This is a genomic window from Vibrio toranzoniae, from assembly GCF_024347655.1.
GTDB lineage: Bacteria > Pseudomonadota > Gammaproteobacteria > Enterobacterales > Vibrionaceae > Vibrio > Vibrio toranzoniae.
Window position 1 is genome coordinate 861,505 of record NZ_AP025515.1, and the last position, 18,718, is coordinate 880,222.

Genomic DNA, 18,718 nt, shown 5'->3' on the forward strand with positions numbered 1-18,718 from the left:
TTTTATTCGTGCTTTCTATTACACGATTAAGTGTTGTGTGTTTTTTGTCCTTAATTAAATTTGGCCCACAAGCCGAGATAATGGAATGCATCGAAGAAAATGGACGGTCACGGTGAAAACTCGTCAACTTGTAAATTAATTGTTACACACGAAAAACTAAAACAGGAAAGTGAGTGCTATCAAGGGATTGAAAGGCGGTGGTTTAATTTACAACCTCACATAGGATGTGAATAACTTGTTACAGGTAAGCTTTTATTCGCACAGGCATAACTTACAGAAATGCATTGAATACAAAAAAGCCGCTGTAGTCAGCGGCTTGATGAAATCTAGAACGAGCCTAATTCGAATATAAGATTTAGTTTAATCCCAGTTGAGAATCGACCAATTCGGTTGATCGGCCAGTGCTTTCAAACGCGGGCATGGATTCACCAAGTAAGCAAAGTCAGCGTGTTCACACAAAGGTAAGTCGTTGATTGAATCGGTATAAAAGTGAATGTCTGAGTAGTTGGTTTCTTGATTGTCTAACCACTCTTTCAAACGCGTCACTTTACCTTCACGGTAGCTTGGCACGCCTGATATTTGAGATGTGAAACGGCCTTGATTTTCGACCAAATCGATACCGAGTGCGTTCTCGATACCAATCTTGCGGCCGACCGCTTCCACTAAAAAAGTCATGCTGGCTGAGATGATCAACATGTCGATGTTGTCGCGCGCTAGCTGCTCAATCAAAGCCTTAGACTGCTTGAACTGTCTAGGCAAAATATGCTGATCGACACACTCTTCAACCAAAGCAGTAACTTGTTCTGTTGGCATATCGGCGAGTGGCTGCATGGCGAACGTGAGGTAATCTTCCATATTCAGCTTACCTTCCGAATACAGGCCCATTAAACGCTGATCTTCTTCGATAAAGTTCGGCACAGTGGCAATGCCTTTTTCAACCAAGAACTCATTCCAGAGCATCGCTGCATCGGCATTGATCAGCGTTTCATCCATATCAAATACATACAAAGGTTTGAACATCTTAGGCTCTCACAGGTTGAATTTCGTTAAGGTTAAACAGGAGTTCAAGTTGGCTGCCGTTTGCCAATAGTCGTTCAGAAGAACGGTTAAGTAGGTCGACCGTCAGCTCACACTCATCAACGTCTACTTGGTAACGAATCACGTTGCCCAACAGCTGGTGATTGCGAATGGTGCCGGTTTTCGGCGCAGAGATATGCTCGCCATATTGTCGGCCTTGCTCTTTAACGTAGATAGATTCAGGTCGAATCGCCACTTTCCACTCGGTTTCAATGTTGAACAACAGTTTAGCCTTGTTCGCTTGCACCAAGTTGTAATGTCCCATGAACCCAGCCACGAACTCATTGGCCGGTTGAGTGTAGATCTCTTCGGGTGTGCCTGCTTGCACGATCTCGCCTTTGCTCATCAAAAAGATACGGTCAGACATGATCATCGCTTCTTCTTGATCGTGAGTCACGAAGATCGTGGTTAGGTTCATCTCTTTTTGAATATCTCGGATCTGCTGACGCAGATGTTTACGGATCTTCGCATCCAATGCTGAAAGCGGCTCATCGAGCAACAGAATACGCGGCTTGACCACTAAGGCTCTTGCCAAAGCCACACGCTGACGCTGTCCGCCAGATAGCTGATGCGGGTAGAATTTCTCTTTGCCCGACAAGTCCACCAGCCCAATCACTTTCGCGACTTCGCGCTTAATCTCGTCAGCAGCAAGCTTTTTCATTTTAAGGCCAAACGCAATGTTGCCTTCAACCGTCATGTTCGGGAACAGCGCATAAGACTGAAACACCATGCCAATACCACGTTGTTGCGGCACTTGGTGAGTGATCTCCTCACCATTTACCCAGATTTCGCCACCATCGACCGGATTCAAGCCTGCCAAGCTGCGCAGCAGCGTTGATTTTCCACAACCACTTGGGCCAAGCAGTGTGATGAATTCCCCCTTCTCGATGGAGAATTCAATGTCTTCAAACACTGTGTTATCACCAAAACGCTTGGTGAGGTTTTTCGCATTTACATAGCTCATTATTTTGTTCCCTGGCTGAAACGACTTGCCAACCAAGTCAGTAAGAAAATAAACAGGAAGTACGTCATCACAAGGGCTGACGTGAAGTGACCGCTGGTTTGGCGCATGTTGTATAGGTAGATTTGCAGCGTCTCGTAACGTGTACCGACCAAGATGTTGGCAAACACGAATTCACCCAATAGGAACGAGAACGACAAGAACAGTGACGCCATTAAGCCTTTTTTAAGGTTTGGCAGAATAATCAATAAGAACGCCTTAGTAGTGCTTGCGCCAAGCAGGTGAGCAGCGTCCATCAAGTCATGTAGGTTGATCGCTTCAAAGCTGTTGGCAATCGCGCGATACATGAATGGCAACGCGATGGTGAAGTAAGTACCAATCAGAATCCATGGTGTGCCTATCAAAGAAATTTCGCTATCGGCATACAGCTGAAGTAAGCCCACCGACGACACCACTGGCGGCACCGCGAACGGCAATAAGATGAGGATATTCATCACTTTGTCGAGTTTCTGAAAATAGTAAAACACCACGAAAATCGCAGGCAGAACCAACACCACACTCAATGACAGCGCCGCCACACAAATAAACAGAGAACGACCAAAGGCTTGTAAGAAGCGAGGATCGGTCAGCAGGTTGATGTACCAATACAGAGTAAAACCGTCAGGCAGGATCGTCGCGCCCCAACGCGAAGAGATCGAGTAGATGAAGGTCGCTAAGATCGGGATCATCATGATGCCGACAATCGAATAGACAACCGTTTTGTGAAAGCGAGTATTTACGGTGTTCATTACTTTCTCTTCCCTGCGTAGCTTTTGCTGATCAGCCATTGGTTAATCACGGTGATGAAGGCCAGCATCGCCATCAGAATCACGGAAATTGCGGCAGCTAGGTTTGGCTCTAGGAACAGGTCGCTCGATACCAAGCTCGCGATACGAATCGTAATCACGTTGTAGTTACCTGAGGTCAACGCATACACGCTTGCATAGGCGCCAATCGCATTGGCAATCAAGATGATGAAGGTGCCAAACAAGGCCGGAGACAGCACAGGCAACGCAATTTTGGTCCAGTATTGCCAGGTTTTCGCGCCAAGCAGTGCTGAGGCAGCTTGCCAGTCGTCACTCAGAGCATCAAACGCTGGATAGAGTAACAACACCGCCAATGGGATCTGGAAGTAGATATAAATCGCCAGCAAGCCCCACTTGCCATACAGGTCGAAATCACCCAGCAAGCCGTACTGCTTGAGCAATAAGGTAATCGCCCCATTGGTGCCTAAGATAATGATGAAGGCGAACGACAAAGGCACACCAGAGAAGTTGCTGCTCATGTTGGTGAAGGCAATCACCGCATCGCGGATTTTAGAATCAACGCGGCGCAATGAAGAGACCAACAGAGTCGCAATCGCTAAACCAACAATACTCGACCAAATCGACAACCATAAACTGTTGCCAAAAGCCTGCATCATGAAAGCAGAATCGAATATTTCAGAATAGTTTTCGAGAGAGAGCTCATCGTCGTAGAAGAAGCTGTTGATCAGCACCCAAACCATAGGTGCCAGTTGGAACAGATAGAAAAATAGGGCGAAAGGCGCAAGCCACAAAGCGGGCTTGAAACGTTGAAACAAAGATTTGGTTTGAGGTTTAAGCGCAGAGCCATCGCCCTGCGTGATTACAGAACTGCTCATAGGGCCAACAATTCCTGAGTGTAAGATTTATCGTGTTCAAGGTTGAGTAGCTGACACACGCTGCCGCAAATATCCGTCTGTTTCACTGAACATTCTTGGTGTGTGAACTTATCGCCAATTACGAAGAATGGTACTTCACGCTCTTCAGGCAGAATACCACCGTGAGACAAGTCATTGTTCATGCCGTGGTCACTGGTGATGATCACCTGATAGCCATCGTCTACCCATTTCTCAAGGTAGTTCGACAAGTAGATATCCGCGCCACGTGCACTGTTGCGGTACTGGCGAGAATCCAGCCCGTGCTTGTGTCCAATATCGTCAATGTTCATTGGGTGAATCAACAAGAAGTCCGGCTGATGAGTGACACGCAGGTGCTCTGCATCCAAGAACAAGGCTTCATCTGGGTAGTGGTCCCAATGGTAGAAACAGCCGTGTTGAATGTTCATGGTTTCATCGTTGGTAAAACGGTCACGCACAGCGTCAAACGGTGCTCGGTTATACAACTCACTCACCCAATGATACGCCGCGGCAGCCGTCACTTTGCCCTGAGATTTAGCCAAGCTAAAGATCGACTCGTGATTCGACAAACGCACGATTTGATTGTTCACGATGCCACTCTCGACAGGGCGAACTCCAGTTAAGATGCATTCATACAGTGGGCGTGACATTGACGGCAGTTCACACTGCACAGGATAAAGTGTGGCGCGCAGCTTGTTTTTTTGCGTGCTTATGATTTGTGAAGTGTCCTGTTGATTTTGGGAAACTCTGTGATTACTGTTTTTCGAGTCATTGAGTTCTAGAAAGCCGTTCAGGTAGCCCATGCAATCACGGGCGACCTGATAATTCAGTCCATCTAGAACAACAAGGATAACCTTATTGCTCATGGTCTATTCTCTATTGCTTGTTTCTATAAACCACCCATTACAGGTGGCGTGTTAAGCGGGGTTATTGCTGGTGAATCAATACGCTTTCTTGCCATTGACGTGGCAGACGACGTGCTGATTTTTCCCATGCTGAGAAGTCAGTTACTGGGTGAACGTTGCTGTATTGCTCGTTCGAGATCAGCTTGTCTTGTACTGATTTCGGCAGCGTAATGTTGCTACGGATTGGACGCGCGTAACCTTCTGCTAAGTTGATTTGGCCTTGGTCGCTGAAGATGTATTCACGAGCCAATTTCGCCGCGTTTGGGTTTTTCGCGTATTTGTTGATGATGGTGGTGTAACCAGAGATCACTGAGCCATCCTGTGGAATGCTTACCGTAAAGCGTTCACGGTCGATCTTGTCGCGGTAGTTGAGTGCGTTGAAGTCCCACATGATCGCCACTTCTACTTCGCCTTTTTCAAGGTTCGCGATGCTTGGATCTGTGTAAGATAGACGGCCTTGCTTCGCTAGTTCACCAAAGAATTTAATCGCTGGTTTTAGGTTTGATTCGTCACCACCGTTAGCAAATGCAGCCGCTAGAATCGCATTGTTTGCTTGCGCAGCTACGCCTACGTCACCAACAGTGACTTTGTAGTCGCCTTCTAGTAGGTCGCTCCAAGATTTAGGTGCATCTTCAACAAGGTTGTTGTTTGAAATGAACGAGATAGTGCCGGTGTAAGCCAGAGCCCAGTGACCATCTTTGTCTTTCGCCCAGTCTGGAATGTCAGTCCAAGTGGTGGGCTTGTAAGGCTGAGTCACGTCTTTCTTCACAGCGACACGAGCAAATGCGAAACCAACGTCACCGATATCTGCGGTTGCGTTTCTTTTCTCTGCTTCAAATTTCGAGATCTCTTGTGCCGAGCTCATGTCTGTATCCTGATGCTTCAAACCGTAGTTTGCTTTCAGATCAGCCCATGTGCCTTTCCAGTTTGCCCAACTGTCTGGCATGCCCACACTGTAAACCGCACCCTCTTTTTGAGCGGCTTCAATCAGTGACTCAAGATCAGCATCCTTCGCCATCGCTGGCATTGAAAGTGTTGCCGTTATTCCTGTTACACCAATCAATTTAACGGTTGCGCCTATCAGTTTTGCAGGTGAACCGATTAATTTTTCAGGTAAACCACTCAGTTTGGCTGGCGATACAGTTGAACGGCTAAGCAAAGTTTTCATTGTCTCTATCCTTCTGGACTAGGTCAGTAAGTTCGTTTTGTATGCTATCGCCGGAGTGTGACGCTTTCGCGCAACTTATTTGACAGTTCATGTGCATTTCTATGGCAGTTATATTTCACGCATATGACAGCAAGCCCTTGTTTACTGTCACATTCCTGTTAACTCCATGGTTTACCTTATTAAGCACACGAACTTATGGACTAGATCAGCAATGAGAACATTGGGTACAGGGCACTCAGGGACACAGCTAGGAAGAATTAAGGCAAGTATTAGAGAGCAACTTCAATCCGGTATCTTCACCGAGGGGCAAAAGCTGCCCTCAGAAAGGGAGCTCAGTGAACTGTTTTCCACCACACGAATCACACTCAAAGATGCGCTGGTGTCATTAGAAACCGAAGGCTTGATATACCGAGAAGAGCGCCGAGGTTGGTATGTGTCGCCCGAACGTATTCGCTACAACCCCTTGTCTCGTTCTCACTTTCATCAAATGATTCGAGAACAAGATCGCATAGCAGAAACACGACTGCTGAGCACTCGCACAGAGATGGCTGCGGGCAACTACGCCAAAGCATTAGAGATAGAACAGATAACCCCGATACACGTCATTGAGCGATTGCGCTTTATTGATGGCAGAGCGGTACTGTTCGTTGAAAACGTTTTGAAAGCGCCCCTATTTGAAAAGGTGTTGTCGGAAAACCTCACTATGTCGCTGACAGGCATCTACCGAGAAAAATATGGTTACGAGACTAAACGATCGCGCTTTGATGTGATTCCAACTTCTGCACCCGCACATGTCGCTAAGGCATTGAATTTGGCTGAGGGGCAACCTGTTCTAAAGATCTGCCGAGTGAACTACAAACAAGATGGTGAGTTGATGGACTGCGAATTGGAGTATTGGAGACCCGATTCGGTAGTGATTCATATCGACAGCATTGGTTAGTGCAATATTGATTAGAGAGGCTTTGGTTTGTGATGTACTAGTTAGCCCAAACAAAAACTCCGACGGATTAAGTCGGAATTTTATTTTAACGGGTTTGCTTAGCAAGCCCCCTAACCTAGACAATCTTCTGTTCATGTTTGTTGGTTGATTCAGGAGCTTCAGACAAGAACCGCTCTACGATATCTCTCAACCTACCTTGATTGACAGGCTTTGATATAAACTCATCCATACCAACATCAAAACACAAATGCTTATCTCTCTCCACAACGTTGGCCGTGAGTGCGACGATAGGGGTATGTTGTGAAGAGCCCTCCTCCAGTGCTCGGATCTGCTTAGTTGCTTCGAAACCATCAAGAACAGGCATCTGACAGTCCATGAAGATCATCACGTAGTCATTGACTTTAAACTTCTCGACACCTACTTCTCCGTTGTCGGCAATGTCAACCTCAAGGCCCAGCTTCTTAAGCATCATCTTGGCGACTTGTTGATTCACTCTCGAATCTTCCACAACTAAGACTTTGCCACGAAAAGAGGCCGCGATCGCCGCTGGTTTTGGTTCTTCTTTGATTGGATCTTGTTTCTCTGCTTGTTTAGGTGGAACAGAGGCTGCTGATTTGGTTAATGGTACAAGTTCATTGTCTTTGAACTCGACCTCACCTCTGTTTGGATAGGTAAAAGTTGAGGAATCCACCGCTCTTGCGAGCACCTCACTAATGGTCCATTTAAGCTGGTTATCTTGATAAGGACGAGCAATGTAGGCTACAAACCCCACTTGTTTAGCGTGCACTTCATCTTGCTTTCTGGGATCGGCAGAGATCATCACCAACTTAGGGCATTCTTTACCAAAACGTTCTATCAAACGAGTAGCAAGCTGGAAGCCATCTATAGAAGGCATCACCTTATCAATAAGCACCAAGTCATAAGGTGCTGACTTGTCCATAGATTCTGAAACTAACTCAAGCGCTTGATTTGCCGTCTCACAACATTCAGATGCGACACCAAAGGATTGAAGCTGTGTGGAAGTAATGCGCATGTTCAACTGGCTATCATCAACCAATAACACTGAGAGTTTGTTGAAATCGATACTGCTCTCATCGACGTCCAAACACGGATCAAAATCAGCAACAAAATAGAATGTACTTCCCTTACCCTCTTCACTAGTTAACTCTAATTGACTGCCCATCAAGCTAACGATCTTATCGCATATTGTTAGACCAAGCCCGGTTCCACCATAAATACGCGTGGTACTGCCGTCAGCTTGTTGAAACTTATCGAACACCGATTTTTGCTTGTCTTCTGCGATGCCGATACCACTGTCGATGACCTCAAACCTCACCCTTAGCTTTTGCTCAGGTTCGATCACTTGTTCTAAACGAAGCGAGAGCGTGACATGGCCATACTCAGTAAATTTGATTGCATTCCCCACTAAATTATTCAGCACTTGTCTTAACTGAGTGCCATCACCGATAACCATGGTTGGAATTTTAGGGTCAATCGCCAACTGGAACCTGAGCCCTTTCTGTTCAGCCTTCACTCTAAACGTTGATTCAACATCCGCGGCAATACCCATCATCTTCATTGGTTCTTGCTGCAACTCGAGGTGACCCGCTTCAATCTTCGAGTAGTCGAGAATGTCGTTAATAAGGTCAAGAAGTGTCAATGAAGAGGTATTGAGCATGTCGACATACTCTTTTTGCTCTTTAGGCATATCCATTTCAGAAAGCAGGGAGGAAAGACCGATAATTCCGTTCATCGGAGTTCGGATCTCGTGGCTCATGTTAGCAAGAAATTCACTTTTGTTTCGGTTGGCAACTTCTGCTGTATCTTTGGCTTTCACCAACTCTTGATACTGTTTACGGATACGCTCAATAGATTGGTTATAACTGACTTCTAGCGTGGATATTTCGTCTTTATATGTACATTCGGTTGGCGTTAAGTAGCGTGGCTTGTTGTCTTCTAATTGCTGTTGATTGATCTGATTAGACATGGTGATCAAGCGCTTTACGACGAGGTGATAAACGATGGTTAAACACACCAAAGATAACAGAAATATTTTAACGGCTTCAAAAGCTATCAATAACAAAACCTGCTCTTCAAAGTGATCAAAAATCATACCGAGGTCCGATTGCACCGTTAAAGTCGCAAGAGGGTAGCTTTTATCTCCCATCTGATGGACCATTTCCCATGACTGAGAATAAGACTGCTCAGAGGACATTTTCCCCAGTTCTAAAATTTTTTCATCGGGATTTTCAATGAGTAGGTAGCTTACAGAAGGTGGGCGTGAGATGCCCTCAGCTTGCACAAGTAATTGATCTCGATCTTCAACCCACAAGCTAGCCGTTAAACCGGAGAGGTAACCAGCTTTAACCTGTTCGATCTGAGAGCTGATAAAAGACACTCGGTTTTGATACTCCACATACAGCCCCAAGCCTGTCACGATGACTGTGAATAAGGTGCTAATGACGACAATTACCCCGATCAACTGTCGAGAGAGCCCAATATAGCGCTTTCCTTTTTTTACCATACAAAAATTACCACTATTGTTATCCCAGTAAACTACAATTACTCAATTAGTATAATAGTAGTCATTCATCAAATAACTAGGGAAGGTTATGAAAAAACATCTTATCTTTGCATCCATAGTCAGTTTGTTTTCAAGCAGTTATGCTTTTTCAAGCGAACCTATTCACTACTACATTATTGCGAGCCAAGCGCAACCTTTTCAGATCGAAACTGACGATTCATCTCACAGAGGAATCGTTTCAGATATTGTTAAGGCGGTATTCGATAGCAGCCAATATGAGATCAACTATCACACCTACCCTTTTAACCGAATGATCGATAAGCTCAATGTGAGAGAGAACCCCAACTGGTTAACCTACGGCAGCCCTAGCTGGGGAAACATCCAATCCGTTAACTTGTCGGAAGACCCGATTTACAATGTAAAACACGTGTTGCTCAGTAGCGGTAAAAAGCCGTTTGAGTTTAATGCCATTGACGATTTAAGCGGAAAAGCAGTGGTATTGCTGATTGGCTTTGAGTATCCAAACTTAGAGCCTTACATCCAACAAGGTAAGCTCAACGAGATCCGAGTTAAAGATTACGCTGCCGCTTTTCGTGTCCTGAATCGAACACCAGGCGATACCGTGTTTGTGGAGATGGAATCACGAATCAAATACAACCTAAACGAGCAGAAGCTGCGTATTGAGGACTACCAGATGCAAGGGTTTGGTTCTGTTATCAATAACTACCCAATCCATTTGGCGTTCGACCCTGAGATGGATCCTAAGCTGCAATCTTTCATTAACCAACGTCTAGGTCAGATGAAAGACGATGGGCAACTCAATGAGATTGTGCAGAGTTATTTGTAACACCAGTACAATGTGTAGCTTTGGTAGCGTACTTTAGCGCCCTCTGATAACAAGTGTTCGCCAAAAATAGTGTTCTTACTAAACAATATTCTCACTAAAACACTATTCATACCAAAACAAGAAAGGCCGCCCTGCTCAGCTTATATACCGATTTGCAGAGTGGCCTTTAAGGAACTGTCGTTTACATAGGAGAGCTATTAGTGATTAATGCTAAGAGATCAAATGCAATTGTTGATTTCGAAGTTGTTGACGCACCTCCATCAAGATTTCGCCTAAACGGTTCTCGCCAGTTCCATCCCCCCCGTCGCCCCAAAAGTGGTCTTTATGAGAATGCTCTTTGATCACTGAATCTCCAGTGTTAACAAGAAACAGCGCAAATCTGTGGTTCTGTCTAAACTTCTCGGTCACAATGAATTGCATGACTTCGACACGAATGTCATACCAATCTTCACGAACTTGCCCTTCATAATACCGGCTCAAAGAGAATGCTTCAGCAGGAGTGCTGGCTTCAAAAATGGTATTGCGCAGCGCTTCAGAGGCAAATTTCATCGCTTGATAGTAGTGTTCACTGGTTGCCCAAACTTTATCATCAACTTTGATAGGACAAGCTGCAAAATTTGAAAGGTACCCGTTCGGATCTTCAGGTTCATAAAACAACACTTCTTTATTTTGGGACACAGAATTAGACATAGCCTTTTCCTTACCAAGGACATCACATATTTTCACTTCAACTTTAAAACTAGTGGCGTTGCATATTGCTGTCAAACGACTTCGTTCAAGAGTACGCCATGTGCGGTTTTTTAATCTGAAGGTCGTAACTTCAAAGAGGGAATAGCGAAGTGGTACAGTGGGTTAGAGAGAAAATTTGTTGATTGAATATAGATAGGAGTTAAAGAAAAATGGTTATAAATTAAAGGGTGGCGTTGTGCCACCCTTCTAAATGCAATGGAGATTATTAATGAATAAGGCCTAGTTCCCTCGCTTCTTCCAGACTAAAACCGCTTTCTCTGATTTCTCTTAGAGCTTCGATACGACGACGAGCTTCAGCAGACTTCATTTTCTTTTCTGGTTTGAAAGATACTTCTTCTTCAGAATCCCACTTATTTGCAATATTTGTCATTTCATCATGGTTGATAGAATTAATGGACATTTTTTCCTCCGAAACACCATGTAATGGACAAGTAATCTGTAGCAAATGTGATTTCGCTTGTTAAGAAGTTCTGCACTGAAATGTGATGATTCCGACGCTTCACAAACCTAATTAATAAATACCTCATTTAAACTTTGCCAAAGGCATTTTCTGCAATTACATTTAAAAAATTACCCATAATAAATATGGTTTGATCCAACTCTCATTTTCCTCTCTTTCAACTCTTCGTTTCTTCTGAAAATTCGTGAAATAACCCAAGATAAATTTCGAGGCACTTCATTCTTTTTGTGCTCATCGCTTTCACTAAATTCACTTCATGTTAATGATAATAGTTATCAATATCATAAGTGAGTATTTATCATGTCTGTGGAAAATTCGGATACACCACTTCTCGAAGTGAAGAATCTATGTGTCGACTACATCACCGACGACGGTGATTTCAACGCGGTCAAGTCCGTCAGCTTTAGCATAGGCAAAGGCGAGATTTTTGGGTTAGCCGGAGAGTCTGGCTGTGGAAAAAGTACCATCGCGTTTGCCATTAACCGCCTGCATAAGCCGCCAGCTTTCATTTCTGGAGGTCAGATAGTCTTTGACGGACAAGATCTGTTGAACTTGTCGGACAACCATTTGAATACCTTGCGTTGGAGCGAGATCGCGATGGTATTCCAAAGCGCCATGAACTCGCTCAACCCCGTTTTAACTATCGAAGAGCAGTTTGCGGATGTGCTGCGTCATCATAAAGGCATGAACAATGAACAAGCCAAAGATCGCGCAGAAAAATTACTCGACCTAGTGAATATCCCACGTCACCGACTGACCGAGTATCCCCACCAGTTTAGTGGCGGCATGCGCCAGCGTTTAGTGATAGCCATAGCTCTTGCGCTCAACCCCAAGTTAATCATCATGGACGAGCCGACAACGGCACTGGATGTGGTTGTACAGCGTGAGATCCTGCAACAGATACACCAACTCAGAGAGGAATTTGGATTCTCGATACTCTTCATCACCCATGACTTGGCATTAATGAGCCAACTGTGCGACCGCATTGCCATCATGCGCCACGGCCAAATTGTTGAAATCAATCAAGCCTATGAGATTCGTAACAACCCTCAACACTCCTACACCCAAAAGCTATGGAGTTCATTCCCGAATATTCACCAACAAACTCACGCTACGGCGTGCTAGGAGAGCTCTATGTCACAACCAATTATCCAAGTAAAAAACCTTGTCAAAGAGTTCACCGTGGGTGGTGGCTTTGGTAAAGAAGAAATATTCAGAGCACTACATGGTGTGAGTTTCGATATCTATGCCGGAAAAACGCTGGCATTGGTTGGCGAGTCAGGCTGCGGGAAAAGTACATGTGCACGAATAATGACTAAGGTCTACCCTGCGACAGAGGGAGAGATCCTGTTCAATGGCAAAGACATCTCTCAGCTAAACTGCCGTAAAGATACTTTGGATTACCGCAGCCGCGTGCAAATGATATTTCAAGATCCATTTGGTTCCCTCAATCCAACTCATACCATTGAGCACCACTTAACGCGCCCGCTTAAGATTCACAAGCAAGTCGCCAGTAAATCGGCTCTAGAAGAGCGCCTAAAGGAGTTGTTAACGCTGGTGGAGTTACCCATCGAAACATTGGTGAAATACCCTCACGAGCTCAGCGGCGGCCAAAGACAGCGGGTTAACCTAGCCAGAGCGCTCGCGGTTGGAGCTGAAGTCATCCTTGCCGATGAACCAACCTCGATGTTAGATGTTTCAATTCGACTTGGCGTGCTCAATCTAATGCAAAAAATGAAGAAAGAGTTAGGAATTGGCTTCTTGTACATTACCCACGACCTCGCTACCGCGCACTACATCGCAGAAGAGACAGCGGTGATGTACAAAGGCCAGATCGTTGAATGGGGATCAACCCAGTCGATCTTAACGAATCCCCAGCACCCATATACGAAACTGTTGATTTCTGCGGTGCCGGATCCTGATCTGCCATCTGGCGAACTCGTCAAAAATGAGCCAAACTATTCCATAGACGCAGATCGTATTCGAGAGCAGAGCAGCGAAATACAGCATGAAATCAAGCAAGTCGCTGATAATCATTTTGTAAAACAGTGGGATAATGTTGCATGAATGAACTAGACACTTGGTTAGAGCGAATCGGAGATTGGTACAACGACCGAAAGCATGATCAAGTGGAACGGTTGGAACCTTTGATCTTAACGCCTCCAGATGCACTCTGGGGGCCTCTGATCACAGATGAACAAAGCAAAGGCATCGCATGTTGGTTAGACGGGTGCTTGCGTATCTTTACTTTCTACCGAAACTCAGAAGAAAACCCGCATCACCAAGAAAAAGCATATCAATACCTAATGTTTGCTTATGGCAAGCTTCAGGCAGTCTCTTGTGACACGAAAGCGGAACCGGACTTACAAGGATGGTGTACACAGCGAGTACAACACTTGTGTGTACTCGCTTTGGAGTTTGCTAATCAGCAACAAGAACCGCGCTGGCAACAAGAATCAGAAAAACTGATCGAATCGCATGTCCGCTTTATGGCCAGTCAGCTCCAGAACGATGATCAAGGCAGTGTTCAACGTCAATTTCATTGACCCGCCCTTTCTCGATCAAATATCAACTGATTAAGTGCTTTCCATCAAGCCGTATGAATCATAACAAACATGATCTAACCTTGATCATGCTTCATGGCCGAATTTTCCAATTCATTGAATTTTAATGATTAAGCGAATTTCAAACAAAAAAAAGCGAGTCCCTTGAGGAACTCGCAAAAATCTATTCAGTATGATGTAACAAAATATGAGCCAATCTATTAATCATAAGAAAGGACAAAGGTTGTCTATTCGGGATAAATAATAATCAACTAGGTGCGTTATATTGTCATCGCTTTGTCAGTATTAGGTGTGGTTATTATCAGTATCGAATGATGATCGACTTACCTATTCACCGCGACAAAAATTAGCTCGCCATTTATAATTATAGTGTCTAATGGCCTATCGCCATTTCATCAAGCGCTAGGAACACATTCTCGTCTAAATGACCTTCGTGTACTTGCTTGCACACTTTACGACGTACCGCCAAGCCAGAGATAAGACGTTCAATCGACAAGTGTCGATTGCTGGTACTATCGCGATCGTTGTATAGCTCAATCAGCTTACTCAGTGTTTCGTATGGGATAACATCCTCCCCTACCCTCAACCAATCAAGCTTCTCAATAAGCTCTGAGCACTCTTCTTTGATTGAGGCATGTGAGTGCCCTGTCATCGCTGATAAAGCCGTTATACTGCGTTCTAGAGCTTCTGCAGAGGTATATCTAGAGAGAGTAATCATGATCTCGTCAGCGTTGATCTCAACAGAGTGTTTACGCTGCTTCACTCGACGTCCCAATTTGCCTCTTGGCGACGGTGCTTTACGCTGAATGGGCTCAAACTCACCATCAATAATTTCAGACAGCTCTTCCAATTTCTGCTTGGAAACCATCTCGTTGCGTAATGGGTTCGGTAGCGTTGGCGCCATATTGCGTTTACCGGCGTTGGTGGTACGCGCTCTTGAATAACGGAGTACTTCTTCCACGTTACATTTGATATCAACTTGATAGTCGGTCGTTTTGCCTTTTTCGATCAACGATGTGATCGTCAAGTGATAACCCCACAAGTTTACCAGGAAGGTATCTTCCTGCTCTCCAACTTCACCCAGTTTTCTAAGTTCGCGAATCAAATCCATAGAGAAGCGACGCCAATCAATGTTACGAGCTAGCTTCTGATTCAGTTCACTCAGTAACATGCAATCCGTATGGCGACGTGCCATTCGGCTTCTAAAGTAAGAATACATTTGGAAAACCAAGGTATGTTGCTTCAGAATTTCTGGCGGAAATAAGAAGAAGTAATCACGAGTCAATAACTCTTCGTAGAACGAAGGCTCCCAAACAAGGATGTAGAGGTTCGGTTTAATGCGAATTTCGCCGTCAGAGCCCTCTGTAGGCGCTTCTTCCGATGCAGTAATGGTTCTAGCTAAGAATCGGAAACGATCACTCTTAAAGCCTTCTGGCATGTTCTCACTAAGCCAGCGACCGGTCAGCTCATGCAGTTGGAAATCCGTAAATTCGATACGATCAATACTATCGCGGATCGAATCACGTGCAGGGCCACTGTCTTTCTTGCCGCGTAAAGACAAAATATCAGTGATGTAGAGTGGTGTTTTGTTCGGAGTGTGTTTCGCGTCTAGATGGTAATCATCTTGGTGATGATCATGGTACTGAACGGTTAGCGTAAATAACGCGAAAAGTGTCATCAGATCATCAACCGTCATAATATTTTTAGAAGATCGTGTCTCGATAACAGCTCGAGTACCAGAGATCGAAACCATCGATTTCTGGTAGCTCTTACGCGTTCTTGGTGGTGCTAGTGCCTGATCAATAATCCCAGCCCAATTTGTTGGAGAAACAATGAATTGATCGGCTTCGTCTTTCATCGTTGGTGGGGTATTAAGACCATGTTCATTCAATAAACGTTTGTTTACTTTGGTTTGAGCAAGAGCTTTGGAACGCTTTTGCTTTTCATTTTGTTTAACACTTTCTGTGACTAGGCTAGTAGCGCCTAGTACCGATATCAATTGATTTGGGTTAACAAAGCGATGCAGCATAGTTTTACCCGCAAGGCCTTCTTCAAAGCGAACTGGAAGTTGTTTAAAAAGACCAATATTTACCGCCGCTCTTAACCTTTGTTGTAAGGCAGCACGAGTGACTTGACCATCGGTTGATTCAATAATCTCTGTGGTAGAGACATAACCATCTTTACTACTAAAACCACGAAGTGAAATTAAGTTAAGAAGTTCAACTATGCTCTTGGTGACACCTTTGAAGTGTTGGTATTGTTCTATCCATTCTACGGCTGTTTCTGATACCTCAAATAAATGACCATCTTTGTGGCTTCGTGCCTTAATTAACAATTTTTCTTCTGGTTTCATTTTTGATCCGTATCACACTAACCGTAATATCACTATAGTTCCTGAATGATAAAGAAAGAATGATCATAAATAAAGAGAATTTATTGGCTTTTAAATAACTGATCTTTTTGATTAATATGATCTTAAATGATTAAGTGATCTAATGATCTGGACCTGAATTTTCTTATAAGCCTCTGAATTAAAAGCATTAAAATAAATCCTTTCGGAAAGCATGATCATAAAGAACACGAAACTATGATCATTAAACCAAAGAAAGCATGATCACAAACAATCAGAACGATGATCATTAAGTCATTGTAAGCATGATCATTATTACTTAGAAAGCATGATCATTGTACTTGTACAGCTTATCCACAGCCTCAGATTGATCATGCTCTTGTTAGTCGACGGTGTGGATATTTTTAGCGGCTAGTTTATCGGAACAATGATCAAGTAAGTGTATTTTTCTATTGTTTACACTCTTACAAATGCAAAACTTAGTCATTATTGCGTGTTAGCTGCTCGCTATGATGTATATAAAGATAACTCGCACTAGATAGGAAGCATGATCATGAAATTGTCATGTTTGTGTATTATTTATCTGTGCAGATTGAATTTCCAAGCTGTGAGCCTTGATAAGTCTTGAATCCCCATTACAAAAGCATTTGTCCGTAACTTAGCTCTCAAATTATATGCTTCCGGTACTACATTTACTTGATCATTTTTCCGTAAGTTGATCGTTTAGAATGAACATTCACTTGGATTAATATTTATGAGGTTACCCCTTGATCATGCTTCATAATATCGTCTTATCAATTATCAAGCCAGTGATGTACCCCATGATCATTCTTCCGGTTACTCTCCTCCACTCTTTATTTATGATGCTTAGTTGTTAGGTTTACTTCTCATTCGATTGACCTCTTTGTGATTTTTTCATTGCCTGATTGAGATTCCTTCTATTTTTAATGCAACTAACACGAACCGTAATCTATGGTTGTATTTCAATCGTTCCGCTGTTTTCCCCTTTTAAATACATTTACATTGTAAATAAGTGATGCTGTAACATTTTAAATTTAATAAAGAAATAGCACGATTATGCATGGTAAAACGCCCATTTTTTGTGTTTGTTTAAATCGATGTTTCATCTAATTGTAATAACATAGTCTATTTTATGTGATTTAACTCATAAATGAATGTTCATGTTTTTGTTGGATTTACTGTTAATTGCTGTACAATTTTATGATTAGTTAATCATTACGGAAACTGGCAATGAAAAGAGAACAAACGATCGATAAGCTCTATCAGCTGGCCGAACAAACTCAACAAGTTCAGGCTGACCGAATTGAGATTATTCTGGAAGAGCGAAGTGATGAACATTTTCCTCCAATGTCTAAAGCTATGATGGAAACTCGTTCAGGCTTAACTCGTCGAAAATTGGATGAGGCTATTACTAAGCTTGAAGCAGATGGTCACCAGTTTACAAAGAACAACGCTAATCATTACTCGATTTCATTGACTGAAGCACACATGTTGATGGACGCGGCTGAAGTGCCAAAGTTCCATCAACGTAAGCAGCATACAGACAACAAACCTTGGGTTATCAACGTACAAAACCAGAAGGGTGGTACGGGTAAATCAATGACAGCGGTTCACTTAGCGGCTTGTTTATCTTTGAATTTAGACAAGCGCTACCGTATCTGTTTGATTGACTTGGATCCACAAGGTTCATTACGTCTGTTCTTAAACCCACAAATCAGTGGTGCAGAGCACGACAGTATCTATTCTGCCGTTGATATCATGTTGGACAACGTGCCTGAGGACCAAGATGTTGACCTAGAGTTTCTTCGAAAAAGCGTGCTCTTGCCAACTCAATACCCAAACCTTAAGACCATTTCAGCTTTTCCTGAAGATGCGATGTTTAACGCTGAAGCATGGCAAAGCCTTTCTCAAGATCAGTCACTTGATATCGTTCGTCTTCTAAAAGAGAAGCTTATCGATAAAATCGCCGATGATTTTGATGTAATTATGATCGATACTGGCCCACACGTAGACCCTCTCGTGTGGAACGCAATGTACGCGTCGAACGCACTTCTGATCCCATGTGCTGCAAAGCGTTTAGACTGGGCTTCAACGGTTAACTTTTTCCAACACTTACCAACTGTGTACGAGATGTTCCCGGAAGATTGGAAAGGGCTTGAGTTTGTTCGTCTAATGCCAACCATGTTTGAAGACGACAATAAGAAGCAGGTTTCGGTTTTAACTGAAATGAACTACCTGCTGAATGACCAAGTAATGATGGCCACCATTCCAAGAAGCCGTGCGTTTGAAACTTGTGCCGATACCTACAGCACGGTGTTCGATCTTACGGTTAGCGACTTTGAGGGTGGTAAGAAAACTCTGGCAGTCGCTCAAGATGCGGTACAAAAAAGTGCTCTAGAATTAGAGCGTGTATTACATAGCAACTGGCCTTCACTTAATCAGGGATAACAAG

Annotated in this window: 16 protein-coding genes; 6 read left to right on the forward strand and 10 right to left on the reverse strand. The window is 43.8% G+C overall.

The window, feature by feature from the left end; all coding sequences use genetic code 11:
• Window positions 1–360: 360 nt before the first annotated feature.
• The 6 genes from OCU50_RS18285 to OCU50_RS18310 form a co-directional block, all read right to left on the reverse strand.
• Window positions 361–1,020 (reverse strand): HAD family hydrolase, encoded by a 660-nt coding sequence (locus tag OCU50_RS18285; RefSeq protein ID WP_060469127.1) that lies wholly within the window; start codon window positions 1,018–1,020, stop codon window positions 361–363.
• Between the two features lies 1 nt (window position 1,021).
• Window positions 1,022–2,041 carry an ABC transporter ATP-binding protein gene (locus OCU50_RS18290; RefSeq protein ID WP_060469128.1) on the reverse strand — a complete coding sequence of 340 codons (1,020 nt, stop codon included), beginning with the start codon at window positions 2,039–2,041 and terminating at the stop codon, window positions 1,022–1,024.
• The gene (locus OCU50_RS18295; RefSeq protein WP_060469129.1) at window positions 2,041–2,826 is read right to left on the reverse strand and encodes an ABC transporter permease; all 786 of its coding nucleotides are present in this window, start codon (window positions 2,824–2,826) and stop codon (window positions 2,041–2,043) included. The genes OCU50_RS18290 and OCU50_RS18295 overlap by 1 nt, the downstream gene beginning before the upstream one ends.
• Complete coding sequence (locus OCU50_RS18300; RefSeq protein ID WP_060469130.1) at window positions 2,826–3,719, reverse strand: ABC transporter permease; 894 nt, start codon at window positions 3,717–3,719, stop codon at window positions 2,826–2,828. Before OCU50_RS18300 ends, OCU50_RS18295 begins: the two co-directional genes overlap by 1 nt.
• Complete coding sequence (locus OCU50_RS18305; protein WP_060469131.1) at window positions 3,716–4,603, reverse strand: alkaline phosphatase family protein; 888 nt, start codon at window positions 4,601–4,603, stop codon at window positions 3,716–3,718. The genes OCU50_RS18300 and OCU50_RS18305 overlap by 4 nt, the downstream gene beginning before the upstream one ends.
• Before the next feature lie 61 nt (window positions 4,604–4,664).
• Window positions 4,665–5,810, reverse strand: coding sequence for an ABC transporter substrate-binding protein (locus OCU50_RS18310; protein ID WP_060469132.1), 1,146 nt, complete (start codon window positions 5,808–5,810; stop codon window positions 4,665–4,667).
• A 211-nt stretch (window positions 5,811–6,021) separates the two neighbouring features.
• On the opposite strand from OCU50_RS18310, the gene OCU50_RS18315 reads away from it, so the two are divergent.
• Window positions 6,022–6,750 (forward strand): UTRA domain-containing protein, encoded by a 729-nt coding sequence (locus OCU50_RS18315; RefSeq protein ID WP_060469133.1) that lies wholly within the window; start codon window positions 6,022–6,024, stop codon window positions 6,748–6,750.
• A gap of 115 nt (window positions 6,751–6,865) precedes the next feature.
• On the opposite strand, the gene OCU50_RS18320 is transcribed toward OCU50_RS18315, so the two are convergent.
• On the reverse strand, window positions 6,866–9,274 hold the full coding sequence (locus OCU50_RS18320) for a hybrid sensor histidine kinase/response regulator (protein WP_060469134.1): 2,409 nt from the start codon (window positions 9,272–9,274) through the stop codon (window positions 6,866–6,868).
• A gap of 88 nt (window positions 9,275–9,362) precedes the next feature.
• Between OCU50_RS18320 and OCU50_RS18325 the strand changes: the two genes are divergently transcribed.
• Entirely contained in the window at window positions 9,363–10,121 is a 759-nt protein-coding gene (locus tag OCU50_RS18325) for a substrate-binding periplasmic protein (RefSeq protein WP_060469135.1), read from the forward strand.
• A 210-nt stretch (window positions 10,122–10,331) separates the two neighbouring features.
• On the opposite strand, the gene OCU50_RS18330 is transcribed toward OCU50_RS18325, so the two are convergent.
• Together OCU50_RS18330 and OCU50_RS18335 are read right to left on the reverse strand one after the other, a co-directional pair.
• Window positions 10,332–10,886 (reverse strand): NADAR family protein, encoded by a 555-nt coding sequence (locus tag OCU50_RS18330; protein ID WP_060469136.1) that lies wholly within the window; start codon window positions 10,884–10,886, stop codon window positions 10,332–10,334.
• 190 nt (window positions 10,887–11,076) lie between these two features.
• Window positions 11,077–11,271 (reverse strand): PA3496 family putative envelope integrity protein, encoded by a 195-nt coding sequence (locus OCU50_RS18335; protein WP_060469137.1) that lies wholly within the window; start codon window positions 11,269–11,271, stop codon window positions 11,077–11,079.
• 360 nt (window positions 11,272–11,631) lie between these two features.
• Here OCU50_RS18335 and OCU50_RS18340 point away from each other — a divergent pair, with 360 nt between their 5' ends.
• Genes OCU50_RS18340 through OCU50_RS18350 form a run of 3 tightly spaced genes read left to right on the forward strand, consistent with a single transcriptional unit; the run spans window position 11,632 to window position 13,877 of the window.
• Window positions 11,632–12,456 (forward strand): ABC transporter ATP-binding protein, encoded by an 825-nt coding sequence (locus OCU50_RS18340; RefSeq protein ID WP_060469138.1) that lies wholly within the window; start codon window positions 11,632–11,634, stop codon window positions 12,454–12,456.
• A 9-nt stretch (window positions 12,457–12,465) separates the two neighbouring features.
• Window positions 12,466–13,398: an ATP-binding cassette domain-containing protein gene (locus OCU50_RS18345; protein ID WP_060469139.1), complete on the forward strand. Its 933-nt coding sequence runs from the start codon at window positions 12,466–12,468 to the stop codon at window positions 13,396–13,398.
• Entirely contained in the window at window positions 13,395–13,877 is a 483-nt protein-coding gene (locus OCU50_RS18350; RefSeq protein ID WP_060469140.1) for a hypothetical protein, read from the forward strand. The genes OCU50_RS18345 and OCU50_RS18350 overlap by 4 nt, the downstream gene beginning before the upstream one ends.
• Before the next feature lie 391 nt (window positions 13,878–14,268).
• Here the strand turns inward: OCU50_RS18350 and OCU50_RS18355 are convergent, their stop codons facing one another.
• Window positions 14,269–16,248, reverse strand: a complete 1,980-nt coding sequence (locus OCU50_RS18355) for a replication initiator protein RctB domain-containing protein (protein ID WP_060469141.1) — start codon at window positions 16,246–16,248, stop codon at window positions 14,269–14,271.
• 1,248 nt (window positions 16,249–17,496) lie between these two features.
• On the opposite strand from OCU50_RS18355, the gene OCU50_RS18360 reads away from it, so the two are divergent.
• Window positions 17,497–18,714: a ParA family protein gene (locus tag OCU50_RS18360; RefSeq protein ID WP_017057700.1), complete on the forward strand. Its 1,218-nt coding sequence runs from the start codon at window positions 17,497–17,499 to the stop codon at window positions 18,712–18,714.
• Window positions 18,715–18,718 lie beyond the last annotated feature (4 nt).

Excerpts from the sequence above, each read along its gene's own strand:
- OCU50_RS18285 (WP_060469127.1), bottom strand. The coding sequence starts at position 1,020 with ATGTTCAAACCTTTGTATGTATTTGATATGGATGAAACGCTGATCAAT.
- OCU50_RS18290 (WP_060469128.1), bottom strand. The coding sequence starts at position 2,041 with ATGAGCTATGTAAATGCGAAAAACCTCACCAAGCGTTTTGGTGATAAC.
- OCU50_RS18295 (WP_060469129.1), bottom strand. The coding sequence starts at position 2,826 with ATGAACACCGTAAATACTCGCTTTCACAAAACGGTTGTCTATTCGATT.
- OCU50_RS18300 (WP_060469130.1), bottom strand. The coding sequence starts at position 3,719 with ATGAGCAGTTCTGTAATCACGCAGGGCGATGGCTCTGCGCTTAAACCT.
- OCU50_RS18305 (WP_060469131.1), bottom strand. The coding sequence starts at position 4,603 with ATGAGCAATAAGGTTATCCTTGTTGTTCTAGATGGACTGAATTATCAG.
- OCU50_RS18310 (WP_060469132.1), bottom strand. The coding sequence starts at position 5,810 with ATGAAAACTTTGCTTAGCCGTTCAACTGTATCGCCAGCCAAACTGAGT.
- OCU50_RS18315 (WP_060469133.1), top strand. The coding sequence starts at position 6,022 with ATGAGAACATTGGGTACAGGGCACTCAGGGACACAGCTAGGAAGAATT.
- OCU50_RS18320 (WP_060469134.1), bottom strand. The coding sequence starts at position 9,274 with ATGGTAAAAAAAGGAAAGCGCTATATTGGGCTCTCTCGACAGTTGATC.
- OCU50_RS18325 (WP_060469135.1), top strand. The coding sequence starts at position 9,363 with ATGAAAAAACATCTTATCTTTGCATCCATAGTCAGTTTGTTTTCAAGC.
- OCU50_RS18335 (WP_060469137.1), bottom strand. The coding sequence starts at position 11,271 with ATGTCCATTAATTCTATCAACCATGATGAAATGACAAATATTGCAAAT.
- OCU50_RS18340 (WP_060469138.1), top strand. The coding sequence starts at position 11,632 with ATGTCTGTGGAAAATTCGGATACACCACTTCTCGAAGTGAAGAATCTA.
- OCU50_RS18345 (WP_060469139.1), top strand. The coding sequence starts at position 12,466 with ATGTCACAACCAATTATCCAAGTAAAAAACCTTGTCAAAGAGTTCACC.
- OCU50_RS18350 (WP_060469140.1), top strand. The coding sequence starts at position 13,395 with ATGAATGAACTAGACACTTGGTTAGAGCGAATCGGAGATTGGTACAAC.
- OCU50_RS18355 (WP_060469141.1), bottom strand. The coding sequence starts at position 16,248 with ATGAAACCAGAAGAAAAATTGTTAATTAAGGCACGAAGCCACAAAGAT.
- OCU50_RS18360 (WP_017057700.1), top strand. The coding sequence starts at position 17,497 with ATGAAAAGAGAACAAACGATCGATAAGCTCTATCAGCTGGCCGAACAA.